13 protein-coding genes are annotated in these 16,611 nt (G+C 49.6%); 9 read left to right on the top strand and 4 right to left on the bottom strand.

What is annotated here, in order from left to right:
• Positions 1 to 3: 3 nt before the first annotated feature.
• Positions 4 to 1,104: an NADH:flavin oxidoreductase gene (locus Psch_RS06640; protein WP_190239587.1), complete on the top strand. Its 1,101-nt coding sequence runs from the start codon at positions 4 to 6 to the stop codon at positions 1,102 to 1,104.
• A 46-nt stretch (positions 1,105 to 1,150) separates the two neighbouring features.
• On the opposite strand, the gene Psch_RS06635 is transcribed toward Psch_RS06640, so the two are convergent.
• Together Psch_RS06635 and Psch_RS06630 are read right to left on the bottom strand one after the other, a co-directional pair.
• Entirely contained in the window at positions 1,151 to 3,061 is a 1,911-nt protein-coding gene (locus Psch_RS06635; protein WP_190239586.1) for an ATP-binding protein, read from the bottom strand.
• Positions 3,062 to 3,230: 169 nt separating this feature from the next.
• On the bottom strand, positions 3,231 to 4,451 hold the full coding sequence (locus Psch_RS06630; protein ID WP_190239585.1) for a M24 family metallopeptidase: 1,221 nt from the start codon (positions 4,449 to 4,451) through the stop codon (positions 3,231 to 3,233).
• 375 nt (positions 4,452 to 4,826) lie between these two features.
• On the opposite strand from Psch_RS06630, the gene Psch_RS06625 reads away from it, so the two are divergent.
• The 8 genes from Psch_RS06625 to Psch_RS06590 all read left to right on the top strand — a co-directional run bounded on the left by Psch_RS06625 (position 4,827) and on the right by Psch_RS06590 (position 15,893).
• On the top strand, positions 4,827 to 7,130 hold the full coding sequence (locus Psch_RS06625) for a YcdB/YcdC domain-containing protein (RefSeq protein WP_190239584.1): 2,304 nt from the start codon (positions 4,827 to 4,829) through the stop codon (positions 7,128 to 7,130).
• A gap of 279 nt (positions 7,131 to 7,409) precedes the next feature.
• Positions 7,410 to 8,834 carry a [FeFe] hydrogenase H-cluster radical SAM maturase HydG gene (gene hydG / locus Psch_RS06620; RefSeq protein WP_190239583.1) on the top strand — a complete coding sequence of 475 codons (1,425 nt, stop codon included), beginning with the start codon at positions 7,410 to 7,412 and terminating at the stop codon, positions 8,832 to 8,834.
• A gap of 271 nt (positions 8,835 to 9,105) precedes the next feature.
• On the top strand, positions 9,106 to 10,116 hold the full coding sequence (locus Psch_RS06615; protein ID WP_345789058.1) for an aldo/keto reductase: 1,011 nt from the start codon (positions 9,106 to 9,108) through the stop codon (positions 10,114 to 10,116).
• Positions 10,117 to 10,289: 173 nt separating this feature from the next.
• On the top strand, positions 10,290 to 11,081 hold the full coding sequence (locus Psch_RS06610) for an HD domain-containing protein (protein ID WP_190239582.1): 792 nt from the start codon (positions 10,290 to 10,292) through the stop codon (positions 11,079 to 11,081).
• A gap of 171 nt (positions 11,082 to 11,252) precedes the next feature.
• A complete protein-coding gene (locus tag Psch_RS06605; protein WP_190239581.1) occupies positions 11,253 to 12,161 on the top strand; it encodes a PLP-dependent cysteine synthase family protein in 909 nt (302 codons plus the stop codon).
• A 245-nt stretch (positions 12,162 to 12,406) separates the two neighbouring features.
• Positions 12,407 to 13,318, top strand: coding sequence for a DMT family transporter (locus tag Psch_RS06600; RefSeq protein WP_190239580.1), 912 nt, complete (start codon positions 12,407 to 12,409; stop codon positions 13,316 to 13,318).
• Between the two features lie 96 nt (positions 13,319 to 13,414).
• Positions 13,415 to 13,669, top strand: a complete 255-nt coding sequence (locus Psch_RS06595; RefSeq protein ID WP_134218054.1) for a hypothetical protein — start codon at positions 13,415 to 13,417, stop codon at positions 13,667 to 13,669.
• Positions 13,670 to 13,799: 130 nt separating this feature from the next.
• Complete coding sequence (locus tag Psch_RS06590; protein WP_190239579.1) at positions 13,800 to 15,893, top strand: efflux RND transporter permease subunit; 2,094 nt, start codon at positions 13,800 to 13,802, stop codon at positions 15,891 to 15,893.
• Positions 15,894 to 15,977: 84 nt separating this feature from the next.
• On the opposite strand, the gene Psch_RS21630 is transcribed toward Psch_RS06590, so the two are convergent.
• Positions 15,978 to 16,235: a hypothetical protein gene (locus tag Psch_RS21630; RefSeq protein WP_206663728.1), complete on the bottom strand. Its 258-nt coding sequence runs from the start codon at positions 16,233 to 16,235 to the stop codon at positions 15,978 to 15,980.
• A 23-nt stretch (positions 16,236 to 16,258) separates the two neighbouring features.
• A complete protein-coding gene (locus Psch_RS21625; RefSeq protein WP_427910089.1) occupies positions 16,259 to 16,519 on the bottom strand; it encodes a KilA-N domain-containing protein in 261 nt (86 codons plus the stop codon).
• Between the last annotated feature and the right edge of the window lie 92 nt (positions 16,520 to 16,611).

Here is a 16,611-nt window from a genome sequence, read left to right as displayed (position 1 = left end):
AAAGTGGGTTTACTTGGCAAACCGTTAAAAATTAACAGTATGGAAATCAAGAACAGGTTTTTACGCTCGGCTACTGTGGAAAACATGGCAGATATTGAGGGGTACGTCGCTGACGCGCTGTTAAAACTGTATTATGATTTGGCAAGGGGAGGGACGGGCCTCATAGTGACCGGCGCCGCTTCTGTGGAAGCCTCGGGCAGGGCTTTTGTAAATCAAATGTCTGTTTATGATGATAAATTTATCCCCGGCCTGAAGAAATTGGCTAAAGTTGTGCACACATACGGAGGCGGCTGCAAGTGTGCCGTCCAGATTTTTCACCAGGGCACAGCAGGCTACGGGTATTCTTATGGCGCGATGGACGGCGGCTACAGGCTCAATGATTTAAAGGAAGATGAGATTCAACAAACGATAGCTGCCTTTGGCCGGGCGGCGCGTAGAGTCAAAGAAGCTGGCTTTGACGCTGTTGCGGTACACGGGGCGCACGGTTACCTGTTGAGTGAGTTTCTTAGTCCCGTCACCAATAACCGTGATGACCGATGGGGGGGCAGCCTGGAGAACAGGATGCGGTTTTCACTCGAAGTCTATTCTGCCGTCCGCGGGCAGGTAGGTACGGACTTCCCTGTCTTATGGAAACTAAACACGAATGACTATCTTGAAGGCGGCAATACCATTAAAGATTATGTACAGGTGGCCAAACGGCTGGCAGATGCGGGCGTGGACTTGATCGAACTGAGCGGGGGGATCAAAGAGCAGTCAAAGCTGCGGGCAAAACTCAAGGCGGAGGCGGGAGCAAAAGAAGCCTATTTTCTCCAGGCTGTTGAAGCCATGCGAGAGGCTGTGGCAGGGGCCAGGACAGCCCTGTCGTTAACCGGCGGTATCCGTTCCCTGCCGGTAATGGAGGAGATCCTGGGAAAAGGGGTGGATTTAATAGGAATTTGCCGTCCATTAATATGTGAACCGGACCTGCCGGAGAGGCTGTTATTCAGCCCCGACAAGAGGCCGTCTAAATGCACCTCGTGCAACCTTTGTCTGCATCACATTGCCAGGCAGCCGGTCAAGTGCGTTGAATATGATCCGTTTCGCAGTATACTGAAAAAGATTTAAGGGTAACACGGTGTCAGCCGAAGCCATGGCATTTCATTTTAAGGAGCTATCTTGATGTCTTAAACTGAACAAAAAAGGTGGTTCCATTTGGGCTTGTCTTAACATCAATGGCAGCCTCATGCCTGGTGGCGATGCTGTAACAGACAGCCAGTCCCAGACCAGCTCCTTGTTCTTTAGTTGAAAAGAAGGGGGTGCCGAGCTTTTCAATTACATCGGGATTAATTCCAGGACCTTCATCTTGTATAGACAGAATTGCTTTATTGCCTTCTTGATACGTTCTAATTGTTATGGCGCAGCCGGCCGGCATTGCTTCCAGTCCATTACGAATGAGGTTAAGGATAAGCTGGCGGATTTCCTTCTCATCCAGAAGCAGGTCCGGAATACCGGCCAAATCCAGAACGACATATTTATCAGAGACCATGGCGTCCGCCTGGATTAAAGGGAACATAGTTTCCAATATGGCATTGAGATTCTGGTTCTTTAGGTTTATAGTTCTATTTTTGGCCAGGGATAGATATTCTGAAATGATTGAATTTGCCCTGTTTAATTCATCTATCATCAGGTCGTAGTATTCCTTATATTTAGCGCATTCTTTTTTGTTCGAGAGCCACTGTAGGAAACCGCGCACGGTGGTCATCGGGTTCCTGATTTCATGACCGATTCCGGCAGCCATTTCTCCGATCAGGTTTAGACGGTCCAGGCGGGCAATCTCATTTTCAAACTGTTTGCGCTCGGTGATGTCCAGGAGCACGCCTTGTATCATATAAGGCTGCCCTGTTTCGTCCGATAGGATCGTAGCCTCATCTCTGACCCATACCTTACGGCCATTACGGCTCAGCATGCAATATTCGGATCTTATTGGAATATCGCTTGTTTTACCTTGATAAATTTCTAGTAAGCGTTGGTGATCCTCAGGCTGCATTTGTCTAAACCAGAGTTTGGGATCAGCTATGATTTCAGCGGGAGAAAAGCCCAGCAGTTGCTCTATTTGAGGGCTGACGTATTTTTTGGTCCTGGCGTTATCGAGTGCTTCAATATAGGTGACTGCGGGAATTTGTTCAACCAGCGTACGAAATTTAGCTTCAGCTTTGCGAAGCTTATCCTCCATCTCCTTACGATTGGAAATATCATTGAGAATTACAACAGTACCGCTGAATTTACCGCTTACATCAAGCATTTTTGTGAATTTAACCTCAAAGTAACCGGTTCCATTTTTGTTTTTTAGTTCTCTTTCAAATTCATAGGATAGTGTGGAATCATCGCAGGCTGTAAAAGATATCAATTCCTCATGCAACCACGGCAGTCGATCTTCTTTTTGTTTTTCACTGTAGTAATACGCCCCTGGAGCGCAGGACCCCAGAAGTAGTCCCGATGCGGCATGGTTCATAACTACAATTTGGTTATCGCTGTTTAATAGTATGACCGGATTGGGTAAGCTTTCGAAAACGGTTAGGTACTTATTTTTTTCATTGGTTATATTCCGGTTGCAGTCTTGCAAATCTTTTATGAGTTTACTTCTGACATTTCCGGTCCATTCCAGACAAAAGCCTATCTCAATACGGTCAAACACCCTGTTGACAAAAAGCTGGCAGTGGTCGTCATAGTCTCTTGCAAAACCTGCCTGATGGATCAGGTCGATGAAACTTTGGCGGTAGTATTTCAACCTGCCTAAAAACATATCAAGAGTGACACCACGCTCACGATGTTTTTTGGCCTCCAAGATGCCAAAAGAAGCAGTTGGGTCGACGGTATAGTCATCGTCAGGTCCCAATTCGTGAACCCGTTCACTAATACTTACAGCTCTATAAATCGCCTGCGACAAGCCCTCAACGGCTTTTCGCGTGGCTTCAATTAAAGTTGACGTGTATTTTACATAGTTGTGTTCTTTGGCGTAATAAAGCGCTCTGGAAGTTAACCAGGATTCGTGGTTCTTAATTAGCTCATACAAGTGTTTCATTATGAATAGAACTCCCTCTTTTAATGTGTTGTTTAATTCATGAAATTAGAGAAAAAATCCTTCAGCTTACTATGTAAAAATTGGCATATGTAAAAATTTTATGCAAAAAAAGCCTTTCACCATTATGCTTTTAGTCCGGGTGAAAGGCTGTAGCTTATCTTGGAGAGACTCACAGTATCTTGATTGAGTCGTCAAGCATATTTAATTGCTCCAGGCCGCTTTCAGTCAAAACAAAAGTGTCTTCAACACCGACCGTCCCCTCCCCTGGAAAGACGAACTTTGGCTCCAGCGCCAAAACCATGCCGGACTGTAAGGTGACATGGTGATTTTTGGCTATGACCGGCAGTTCGTCAAGTTCCAATCCGAGGCCGTGTCCGACGAAATGAACGCCGGATCCCATGAAATGGCTGGAAAGCCCCGCCTTTTCAGCCATGTTGACCGCCATATCATAGAAATCCTTGCCGTTGGCGCCGGGCTTTATTTCTTGTATAAACCTGCGCTTGATCTCCAGGGCGGTGTTGTGCGCCTCGACCAGTTTGTCAGAAAGTGGTCCGATTGAAAAAATTCTGGTATGGTCGACCACATAACCATTGATAACAGCGCTAAAATCAACCAGGATGGGTTCGTTCCGGCCGATTGTTTTAAAGCCCGGTCCCTGTGGGAAAGCAGGGCTAAGGCCGGCGCCGCCTGTGGGTCCGTCGAAAAAACTGGGGTAGGCTGAGTTTCGCCCCGACAAGACATGCGGGGGCGCCTCCTGGTTAAATGCCCTCAAGCGAGGGTTGCCCTGGTTTCCTTTTACCCGCATCAACAGTTCCAGCCTGCTGGATAGTTCAATTTCGGTCATGCCTTCTTTGAGCAGATTTGGAACCTCATTGTACATTTCAGAAGTCACGCGGATGCATTCTTTCATACATTCAATTTCATAGGGGCTCTTGATCATCCTGATTTCCCGGATTGCCCCCGATACATCAATGATTTCCAGCGGTTCGAGCATCTTTTTGTAACGGAAGAACAGGTTGGCCGGCAAAACGTCAAGCTCCAGCCCGATCCCGCCTCTGTTTTTTAAACTTCCGGCAATACTTCTGCCGATGTCTTTGTAGCTTTGTACAGCGATAATTTTGTCCAGGGCGCTTTCTTCAAGCGCTCTTTCATAGTTTTTTCTAACCATCAAAAGCGGTTCGCCCCGGGCGGGAATCAAAAGGTGGGCATCCTGGCAGGTCCCGCTGAAATAAAACAAATCGGCATTTTGCACAATCAGGGCTGCTTGCATACCGGCTGTAAGCAGATGCCCCTGGAGTCTTTCTATCCTTGTGAATAGCTCCTCCTGTGGTGTATAACATGTTTGATTATTCTCGAACACGATCCGTACCCCCTGGTTAGTTATTACCATAAAATAAAAACCTCCTATCCCAATCAATTGGGACAAGAGACTAATCCTGCGGTACCATTTACGTAGGTAAAATTTTCGGCTATAATTATGGACCATAATCCATGTTCAATTGATAACGGTATTTTATTTTATAATAGTTTATTTTATTTTAATACTTCCATAAAGTAAATCTTTATTTGAAATCATAATTGCCGTCAGCACGTAAAATGTTTAAAATTTTAATAGGCGGCAGTTTTCTATGAATTTTTGACTGTTGGGTTAAACCCGGGCAGGCTTATTGACGTCAAAGTAGTAAGGTAGTGTTTAGGCGGTGGGCCTTAGCTGGTTAACTAGCGGCATTTCATGACCAGCCCGTACATAAGGGAGGAGGAAAAAATGAAATATCGAGATTTGGTTGCGTCAAGGTTGTTTGCGCTGGTCCTGGCCCTTGGCTTCTTTGTGACGCAGGTTGCCATTGGGCCGCCACAAGCTGCGGCTGCGGATGCCCCGGAAAAAATTGCAGCCCCAGCCCAGGCTTCAGACAACAATGACAAGTCACTGGAAGCGGGACAGCAGGCTGCCGTAAGCCTGGAGCAGGCGATCAAGATTGCCCGGGGCGCTTTCCCGGTCCCGGCGGACTTTGACAAGTTCACAAACGGGTTCGAACAGTCGGAACAAGGGTCTTTTTGGGAACTGCACTGGAACCGCAGCGCCAAGACCGGAGGTTACTTTGATGTAAGAGTCAACGCCCAGACCGGGGAAATCTGGAGCATGTCACAGTGGAATCCTTCGCTTGACGGAAGCGGCTACCAGGGGCTGCCCGCGTACAGCAGGGAGCAGGCCCAGGGTATCGCGGCCGCCCTGGCGGAGAGATTACAGCCGTCACGTTTTCAAGAAACCCGGCTGCAGGCCGGACGGGATTACTTCCCGCCGCTTCTTTCCCAGACGCGGAGCCAGGTGGAATACAGCTATCGTTTTGCCCGCGTGGTAAACGGTTTCCCCTACCTGGAAAACAGTATAAACGTCACGGTTAACGGTGACACCGGCGAAGTAACCGGATTCAACCTGAACTGGGACGACGCCGCGAGCTTTCCCGACCCAAGCGGGAGCATCAGCAAGCCGGCGGCCGAACAGATCTTTCGTACCCAGGCAAGCCCCCAGCTTTACTACTTCCGGCCGCGTATACCAGGCGGCAGCGAGGTTCCTATAAAGCTCGTCTACTGCTTGCCCGACCAAAGATCACAGCTTCTGATCGATGCCCTGACCGGGAAAATCCTGGATAATGGGAATTACTACGTGCTTTACGACGGGGCCGGCGGCGCCGGGATGATGAAAATGCCCAGTACCGCGAGAGAAGAATATCAGCTGAACCCGGTGGAAGTAAGCGCCGTGGAAGGCGCCAAAAACCTGCTGACGCAGGATGCGGCGCTGTCCAAGGCCAAGGCGGCCGTAAATGTGACGGGCGAATACGCCTTGCGCAGCAGCAGGATTGAGCAGGACTATCTTTTTACGGACCAAAAGACCTGGCATTTTAGCTGGGAGGCCGGTACCGAGCCGGACCGGAAGTGGCTGGACATTTCCGTGGACGCCGCCAGCGGGGAACTGGTATCCTTCAACTTGAACGAATCCTACATCTGGGACAGGCTTGGAACAACAGAACCCAAATTCAGCGAGGCGGACGCCCGCACGGTTGCTGAAAGCTTTATTAAAGAAGCGCAACCTGAGAAATGGGGACAGGTAGTCTTCAAGGACGCCCAGCCGGTGATGGGACCGTATCTAAGTGAAAAGCAGCTCCCCGGCGCTTACACCTTTGTCTGGTCCCGGGTGGCCAGGGACGGCATCCAGTTTCCCGACAACGGCTTTACCGTGGATGTGAACGCAGTGACCGGGCAAATAACCGGTTTTCGTATGAACTGGTACGATGTGGACTTCCCGGACCCCCAGGGCGTTATGGACGCTGACGCCGCAGCCGGCGTCTTTCTGCGGGAGGCGCCGCTGACCGAGGCTTACCTGGGCCTGTGGCCGGAGGATCGGTGGAAGGGAAGCACGGTTAAGGCTGAAATCTACCTGACCTACCACCTGAACAACCAAAATTTCACCATGCTCGACGCCTTTTCAGGCCAACCCCTAAATTCTGAAGGAGAAGCTGTGGAAGCGCCTTCCGAAGGGAGCGGATTTACCGACCTGGCCGGCAGTCCTGCCCGGGAGGCCGTGGAAATGCTGGCCGACGCGGGCATTATCAGCGCCGCCGGCGGCTTATTCAGGCCAAACGATGCGGTGACCCAGGCTGAACTGATTGCGATGCTGGTTAAGGCCGGCACCTATTCCGAAGGAGGAGTAAGACCGCTGTCAACGGGCAATAATGAGGCCTGGTACCAGCCCTACTACGAACAAGCCGTGCAGCTGGGTATCCTGCAAAAAGGCGAGCAGCCCGACCCCGACGCTCCGGTCACCCGCATTTTCATGGCCAGGTGGTCCATCCACGCCATCGGCCTGTACCGGGTAGCCCGGCTGAGTGATATTTACGTCCTGGATTTCCAGGATGCGGCTGAAATTCCCGAACACCTGCGGGGGCACGCAGCCATCTCCGTTGCTATGGGTCTGCTTGAGCCGCGGGAGGGTTATTTCCGGCCGCAGGACCATGTATCCAGGGGTGAAGCGGCCATAACCCTGGTCAAGCTTCTGAACAGCTGGAAATAGGGTATTTAGGTTTTTCAAACAGTTCCAAAAATTATTTGCAACAATATTTGACGAGCGCAAAAATAGGGATTATGATATTGGTAAGGATGCAAAATTAAATAAATAAAATGTCCTGACTGGTAGGGTGCGCCTGGCTGGAAGGGAGGTTTGACTATCTGAGGGGGAAGAGGTTGCTCTGATCCCGGGGGTATGGTGGATATATATTTTTAGTCAATAAAACCTTCCAGACGGGAGGTTTTACTTTTTTGCAGTCCGGGACAATAAAGAAAGGAGCATTAAATGGAAAAAACCTATTGTGCGGACTTTATTAACGAATCTTTAATCAATCAACTGTTGGAGGAAACGGCTTCCATCCCTGATAGCGAAGTGGAGTCCATTATTGAAAAAGCAAAAGCGGCAAAAGGCCTAACCCCCCGTGAGGTGGCGGCTTTAATCCAGTTGGAAGATCCAGAGTTGCTGCAAAAAATGTTTGCCGCCGCTTTATACATTAAAGAAAAGATTTATGGAAAAAGGATCGTGATGTTTGCGCCTCTATATTTGAGCAGTTACTGTGTGAACGGCTGTGTTTACTGTGGTTTTCACAGTACCAGCGACGCGGTCCGCAAAAAATTGTCCATGGAAGAAATCCGCGAAGAAATAGAGGCCATGGAAGAGCTAGGCCATAAGCGAGTAATGCTGGATATGGGGGAAGATCCCAAAAATGCTCCTATTGAATACGTAACAGAGGCGATGAAAACAATTTATGATACCATGAAGGACAACGGTTCCATCCGGAGGATCAACGTCCAGATTGCCGCCACTACCGTGGAAGACTATCAAAAGTTGAAAGCGGCCGGTATTGGCACGTATATTCTTTTCCAGGAGACCTACCACCGGGAAACGTATGCCAAAATGCATCCCTACGGTCCCAAACGGGATTATGACTGGCATACCACCGCATTGGACAGAGCTATGGAAGGCGGCATCGACGATGTGGGGATGGGAGCGCTTTTTGGCCTTTACGACTACCGGTTTGAAGTAGTGGCTCTTATATTCCATGCTTTACACCTGGAAGAAAAGTTTGGCGTGGGTCCTCACACCATTTCCTTCCCGCGCCTGCGAGCGGCGGAGGATGTGGATTTAAGCGCCTTTCCCTATCTGGTTAACGATGACCAGTTCAAAAAAATAGTGGCGGTTTTCCGCCTGGCGGTGCCTTATACCGGCTTGATCATCTCTACCCGTGAAAAACCCGGCTACAGGGACGAAGTCATTGACCTGGGCATATCCCAAATGAGCGCCGCTTCCTGCGTCGGCATAGGCGGATACAAGAAGAAGCTGGAGGAAATCAAAAACGGTATTAGTCTGGAAGAAGAAAGCACTCCTCAATTTGAGGTGGAGGACACCCGGACTCCCGATGAAATTCTCCGCCATCTTTGCGAATCCGGCTATATTCCAAGTTACTGCACCGCCTGTTATCGCAAAGGCAGAACGGGAGACCGGTTTATGCCCCTGGCCAAAAGCGGGGAAATTCAAAACGTCTGTCAGCCCAACGCCATATTGACGTTTAAAGAATATCTGATAGACTACGCCGGTCCGGAAACCAGAGAAATTGGGGAGAGGACTATTCAAAAGCATTTAGAAATGATCCCGGATCCCAGGATTAAACAGATGACTATTAGTGAATTAAAGAAAATAGAAGAAGGTACAAGAGACTTATATTTTTAGGTCCAACGCGTTAATGTTCTGATTGATATGCGCTGGATAAATACTGAGTTTTTTCATAAAGAAAGGCTATGATAAGAAAAATATTTCATAGCTTTTCTTTATCTTAATCTTAATCTGTTTTACCGGCCTTGGTCAGGTTATCCGTATAACCGTGATGGTGAAAAATCTTGGAGGAAATTGTATTAAACAAACAGAATATATTAAACGGCGCCGGGTTTAAAACTTATTTTTTCGAAGGCCTGGAACAGGGGACTGCTGATGACGGGAGGACATGATGAGGTATAGGGTATTGGGTCGCACGGGTTTGCAGGTTTCAGTAATCGGGTTTGGTGGTATACCTATTCAACGGGTCTCAGCGGCCGAAGCTGGTTTAATAGTTCACAAGGCTTTGGATCTGGGGATAAATTTTTTTGATACGGCAAGAGGTTATACCGACAGCGAAGCAAAGCTGGGCTCTGTTTTGCGGCAGCGTAGAAATGAAGCAATCATTGCCACAAAATCTATGGCCCGGACAGCTGGGGACATGGCGTCGGATATCCGGACCAGCCTGAAAGCCATGGGAGTGGAATATATCGACCTGTACCAGATGCATAACATCAAGCACAAAGCTGCTCTGGAAAAGGTCTTGAGCCCCGGCGGCGCTTTGGATGCTTTGCAGCAAGCCAAAGAAGCAGGGTTAATCGGACATATAGGTGTAACCGGACACATCAAGGAATTTTTGTTGGAAATCCTGCGAATTCCTGAAATAGAAACCGTCCAGTTTCCGTTCAACCCCGTGGAATCGAACGGCGTACGGGAACTGCTGGACCTGTCCGGGCAAACAGAAACCGGTGTGATTATCATGAAGCCGCTGGCCGGGGGCGCTTTCAGCAATGCCGGCCTGGCCTTGCGTTTTGTGCTGGAGCATCCTGTTTCCACGGTGATTCCGGGTATGGATTCACTAAAGCAGTTGGAGGAGAATGTCAAGGCCGGGCTTGACCCGCTGCCTCTTTCAGCACAGGAAAGAAGAGCGCTGGATGAAGAGAGTGGCCGTCTGGGGACTGTTTTTTGCAGGAGGTGCGAGTACTGCCGGCCTTGCCGGCAGGGCATCGATATCCCGTCGGTGTTTTTACTGGACGGCTATTACCGCAGGTATAATTTGCAGGAATGGGCCAGGGAGCGCTACCATGGTTTAAAAGCAACCGCGGACCAATGCGTCGGTTGCAGCGAGTGCGAGGAGAGATGTCCCTACAACCTGCCCATCCGCGAGATGCTGGCGGAAGCTTCGGGACGGTTGGCTTGAGCCACATCCTGGAAGTAAGTGGAATACAGCCCGGGAAGGTTAACATTCCTCCAAAATGAGTGATTATTTGGGCTTATGATAATAATTATGCCAGTTATCAGGAAATGCATTGCTCTTCCCAGGAATAGTTTGTATGCATAATGGATCTTGGAGATAAGCAGGAGGTTCAAATTTTGGACCAGGTTCATTTAAAGGTTTTACGAGACTGGTTTGACGGCTACGTGAGAGGTTATTACAGTGATGATCCCGAACTGCAGATAGGGGTGCGGCTGAAGGAAGAGCATACCTTAAGAGTGTGCCGGCAAATTGTTCAGATCGGCCGCAGCTTGCAACTGACGGCAGAAGACCTGAATTTGGCTGAAGCCGTAGCTTTGTTGCATGACCTCGGGCGCTTCAAACAGTATGCTCAGTATCGTACTTTTAACGACAGGCGCTCAGAAAACCATGCCCTGCTTGGCTTGCGGGAACTGGATCGAGTCGGGGCGCTGCGTGGCTTGCCGGGGCCGGAACAATCCGTCATCAGAACAGCCCTTGAGCATCATAATGCCTGCGACCTGCCCGGGACGCTGCAGGGCCGGGAGTTGTTGTTTTCCCGCCTGATCAGGGATGCGGACAAACTGGATATTTTGGAGATGACCGTGCAATTTTTAACCAGTCCGAGTGAGGCGCTAAAGCCCGTACTGGGGCCGAACCTTCCCGACACCGGGGAATGTTCAACGGTCCTGGTTGAGAACCTGCTGCAGCAAAAAAAATGCTACTATGATGACGTAAAAACCCTTAATGACCGGAAGCTGCTGCTCCTCTCGTGGCTTTACGATCTTAATTTTCCTTACTCGCTGGCGGAGGCAGCCAGAAAAGGCTATATTAATAAGATAATTGACAGCCTGCCGGATACAGAAATTATTCGTTCGGTTGACTGCTATCTGCAGCACTACCTGATGGGCAGGCTCCGGCTTGGAAAATGACAACTGTATATTTACGAACAGACAGGAACAAATTTTTGGTAATAAAAAAATTTTGTATTTCATATGGGCCAGAAGGCTGTATAATGGATACGATGCCCCTTTAGGCAGGAGATGCAGTGTAGGGCAGAATATATATCAGTATATTGCCATAACTTGGGAGGCGGCATGTGAATGGATATTTTTGATTCTATCGGGAATACCCCGCTTGTTGAGTTGAAATCACTAACCAACGGTTCGAAGGTCAAGATATTAGGGAAGCTGGAAGGTTGTAATCCAGGCGGTTCGATTAAGGACCGTACAGCCTATTATCTAATTAAAAAAGCGGAGGAATCCGGTGAACTGACAAAAGGCAAGATTATCCTTGAGCCGACTTCAGGAAATACCGGAATTGCCCTGGCTATGATTGGAGCGGCCAAGGGCTACAAGGTGACACTTGTGGTGCCCGGCTGCGTCAGCGTTGAGAGGAGCCGCATCCTGGAAGCCTTCGGCGCGGATGTTATTATTACTCCGGCAGAGGAAGGAACTGACGGCTCGATCCGCAAAGCCCACCAGGTTATTAAAGAAGAACCTGACAAATATTATATGCCCAACCAGTTTGTCAACGAAAACAATTCCCTTGCCCACTATGAGACATTGGGGCCGGAAGTATATGCCCAGACGAACGGGGAAATCGATGTGTTTGTGGCGGGTATGGGTACTACAGGCACTTTAATGGGGGCGAGCAGGTATCTCAAAGAGAAAAAACCGGGGGTTAAGGTAGTTGGTATTGAGCCTACCGTAGGCCATGCTATCCAGGGGCTCAAAAACATGCAGGAAGCGATTGTGCCGGAGATCTATAACCCCGGCATGCTGGATGAAATCATAACTATTGAGGATGACGAGGCTTACGAAACTGCCAGGTTGCTGGCCACCAAAGAAGGAATTTTTGTCGGTATGTCCAGCGGAGCGGCCGTAGCCGGAGCTCTCAAGATAGCCGAAAGGATGAGTACAGGCGTCATAGTGGCGATTCTACCCGACCGCGGCGACCGCTACCTCAGCACGACGCTGTTCCGGTCCATCTGCGCCAAGTGCTCCCCCTAATCAAAGGTTAATCATCCGGGCAAGATATTTGAGGTTGGATTTGGAATCGGCTGATGCCGGTTCCTTCTATATATGTATCTTATTTAAAAAATGTAGGTGCGAATTCATTCGCACAATAGTTCCTTTAGATACCCAAGTTCGGCGCTGGCGCGCCGTGTGCGATTAAAATCGCACCTACATCGGCTGGTTTTTCATGATACGTGCCTTATATTAATTCACCAATTTCTTTAACAGGAGATTTATTTATGCAACCTGGCGATACACGTGATGCGGGTATTTTAAAGGAACAAAAAAGCAGCCGCCAGGGACTGGGAGTGGCTCTGGTCCTTTTTTCGACTATTTGTCTAAGCATAGAGGCGGTGGCGGCGAAGCTGGCTTACCAGGGTGGGGCCACCGTCATGATCACGCTTACCTTGCGCTACATCCTGGCCGCAGTTATATTTTGGCTGATTATCAAGGCGGGAAAATATGCGTACAGGCTGCCGCGACAGCAGTTGGCCGCAGTCGCGGCGCTCTCCCTGGGTGCCCAAACTCTCACCGTCCTGGCCCTGTTCGAGGCCTTTCGTTACATACCTTCCGGCATGGCCATTTTATTTCTTTACCTTTATCCCACCCTTGTCGCGGTCCTGTCTGTTTTCGTCCTGCGGGAACCTTTTACCTGGCGAAAAGGCGCAGCCCTATTGCTTACTTTCGCGGGCTGCGCCATCATCCTCGGGCAGCCGTTGAACGGGCTTGATTTACGCGGAGTCCTGCTTTCACTGGCGGCCGCCTTTACCAATTCCATTTTTTTGGTTGGGACGACCCGCCTGCTCAAAGACATTGATACCACGGTCTATAACGCCTACGTTACGACTATCGTGGCGTTGGCAACCGTCATAATCACTTTTGCCCGCGGCCAGGTCAGTTTCGACTTTAACCTGCAGGCGCTGTTAGCCATCATCGTCCTCGGCATCGTATCGACAGTCCTGGCCATGGCGGCGCTACTCCGGGGCGTCAAAATAATCGGGGCCTCCCGAACGGCCATCATCAGCACCTTCGAACCGGCAGCGACGGCGGTGCTTGGTTTCTTAATCCTGGGCGAGCTCCTCACGGGCTGGCAGATGGCCGGCGGGCTGGTGGTGCTGGCCGGCGTGTTCGTACTCAGAGGGCGCTCATAGAACAACCAATTTGGTTTTAATTTCTTCAAATGTATAATTAAATTGTTTTTTGGGCAATTATATAAAACTTAGTATAAGATGAGAGAGGGGTTTGGGATGTCCAAAAGAGGCGTGGGGTTCGGATTTATTGCCTTAGGGGTTATAACATTTTGTGTCAGGTATTTAAGCGCAGCAATCTTTGTCTCAGAAAAAGAAATTGAAACCTTAAGCGGCATGCAAAGCTTGGTGCAGGATTCATTGAGATTTGTGGACACGCCTTTAACTGAGATCAGTTTGTCACTTGGTGTTATCGGCCTATTCTACCTGTTATGGTCAGAAATAGAGCAACGAGTACAAAAGAAGGCATGGTAGGGAAGTAAGGGGGTGGCCCTCTTGCTTCCTAAGAATTTATGTTCTCAAAAAACAACGTATTTAATGTAAGATGTCCAAAACGGCCGTTATAGCCGTTTTTTTGTTGTTTCTTTGTTAAAACAAAGGGAAAATGGGTACCGGTACCATCAGCGTAGAAGTTGAGGTGCCAAATCCCCGGCGTGACTGGTTCCCCGGGCAGGTCGTCAAGGCCTCGCGCACCGCTGCCATGAAGGAAGGACTGTTCGTCCCCGTGGAGGCGGTCTTAAGCCGGGGAGAAGAGAAGCCCTACGTATTTTTAGCTGTGGGTGATAAAGCGGTCAAAACTTTTGTGACGACCGGAGAGCTTTTCAACAACCATCTTGAGATCCTTTCCGGCGTCAAAGACGGAGACCAGGTCGTGGTCAAGGGAGCGGACCGCCTTTTCGACGGAGACTTGGCCACCATATTTTCCTTTGGCCCGCTGATGTTCTTGCGGGGTAATTCAGGCGAGTTCATCAGACCCATACCGATCGTGATTTCACTGACCATGCTGGCCTCGATGGTCATGGCCGTCACTATTGTACCCATATTCCGCAATTGGTACGAACGCCGCCGCCTACCGCCGGCAGGCGGCGAAAACAAGCCTGCCGGGCTGTTGGGCAGGCAGATCACCCGGCTGACTGCCTGGTATGCCGGAAGGCTTATGCCTGTTATGCTGAAGCGTCCCCTGCGTACCGGCCTGACCGGTGTCTTCATCGGCACTATAGCTTACGGACTGATCCCCTTTATCCCGGTTGACCTCTTCCCGGCGGCGGACCGTGAGGAGCTCCCGGTTTTAATTACCCTTCCCAAGGGCAGCGATGTTGAAGAAACCAACCGTATCACCATGGAATTACAGGCCTGGGTAGCAGGCCAGCCGGGCGTAACCGGGGTGATGGCCGTTTCCGGAGGTCATGCCTACCAGTGGTTCGGAGGAGGCACAGACTTAAGCAATGTGTCGGAGGGATCTGCCATGGTCATGGCCAAAGTGGACACCAACAAGGTCAACCAGGCTGAGGTGTCGGAAGAGTGGCGTGCGGAGTTTAAACAAAAGTACCCGGGGGTTGACGTCAACCCCTGGCTGTTGATAACCGGCCCGCCGGTAGGCGACCCGATAACCGTGCACATCTACGGCACAGACATCGGCAAACTGCGCCAGCTGTCCCAGGAGGTTAAAGACAGGATATCCAAGGTGCCTGGCGCCTACAACATCCAGGACAACTTCGGGATTGACAGCTACGCCCTGGAATTTCAGGTCGACAAGCCTATGATGGACCAGCGTCTGGTTAATTACACCGATTTATCCCGCACCCTGCGCCTGGTCAGTGAAGGGATTACGGTCAGCCAGTTTGATAACGGAAAAGATCTAATCGACATGACAATGTATATGGAGAAAGGCGAAGGTGATCCCATGGCCGTCTTCCAGCACCTGACGGTGGCCAATGCCCGCGGGGAACAGATCCCCCTGAGCGAACTGGCTGTGGTCAAACCTTCCTTTACTCTGCAGAATATCCCTCACCGCAACCTGTCCAGGGTGGTCACCATCACGGGCGATGTCCATAACCGCACGGCAACGGAGGTAATGACGGAGATTATCCAGTTCCTGGGACAGATGGAGCTGCCGGAAGGTTACCGCTGGGAAACCGGGGGAGAGATGTCGGAACAAACGGATATTTTCGCTGACATGGGCAGGCTTTCGATTGTGGTGATATTTTTAATTCTAATCGTGATCGCTATCCAGTTTAACTCCTTGAGCCTGCCGCTCCTGGTTATGAGCACGGTTTACCTGGCTGTCGCAGGGGGGCTTATCGGCCTCTTTGTCACACGTACCCCGCTGGGTTTCATGAGCATGATGGGGTTTATCTCGCTGGCGGGGATTGTGGTGCGTAACGGGATAGTCCTGATCGACTTTATAGAACAAGCCAGGAAGAAGGGGGTAGAGCTGAAACAGGCGGTCATCCACGCCGGAGAGGCCCGCCTGCGCCCGATCCTGCTGACCTCGCTGACGGCCATAGCCGGCCTGATGCCTCTGGCTCTATCCGGGGACCCGCTTTTCACCCCGATAGCCACGACAATTATCTCCGGTCTTGCGTTATCGACAATGCTGACACTGATAGTGGTGCCTTCGCTGTACACCGTGCTGGCTGAATGGAAGGATAAGAGAATGGCTCATCGCAGGAAAAAACACCCCGAATTCTTTGATTAGGGTGAGCAGACATCTTATTAAATAGACATCCAAGCCACTAAAGCGGCACCCACACATCAAGATAAACTTTAAATGCAAGTACTCTTATTTACCTTCCAATTTTTTAATTGTATCAATACCAATATTCTGAATTGCTTCTAACTGACGAATGGCTAATTTATTCAACAGTTGAAGTCTCTCTGATTGAGGTTTGCCTTGTTCAATCAGAATCGCGTTATAGCTTTCCATGTTAGCCAAAACCAGCAGTTGGTTTAATGTGGCATAATCTCTGATATTTCCATTCTTATCAGGATGTTCTTCCCGCCACTGCTTTGCTGTGATTCCAAACAATGCTACATTCAACACATCTGCTTCACTGGCATATGTCATGAATCGGAGTGAGCAAAAGTTCCGCCATTGCGACCTGATTTAGAAACGATACCAATTGCATTTGTATTTTCTATCCACTTCTGCGGAGACAATGTAAAAGCATTTGAACCTGCTTGTCTTCTAAAGGCGTCGAATTCGACCCCTTTAAATCTGTCATTATGTAATTGCTCCCAAAGACCCAGGAATTCAATTGTATCTTTGCTTCTCATCCAGTTTTTAATTACATCTTTAGGCTCATCGCTTTTATATCTTGCAATATCCGTAAGTGAAATAAACTCGTTTTGAAAATCTTCCGTATAAATAGCAATGCCTATGCCTTTTGCATGAGTTGCTAAGCAAGAGGACGGTT

The sequence above is a fragment of the Pelotomaculum schinkii genome, assembly GCF_004369205.1.
In the GTDB taxonomy this organism is placed as follows: domain Bacteria; phylum Bacillota; class Desulfotomaculia; order Desulfotomaculales; family Pelotomaculaceae; genus Pelotomaculum_C; species Pelotomaculum_C schinkii.
Note: the sequence above shows the minus strand (reverse complement) of the source record. Positions and strands in the feature narration are given on the sequence as shown.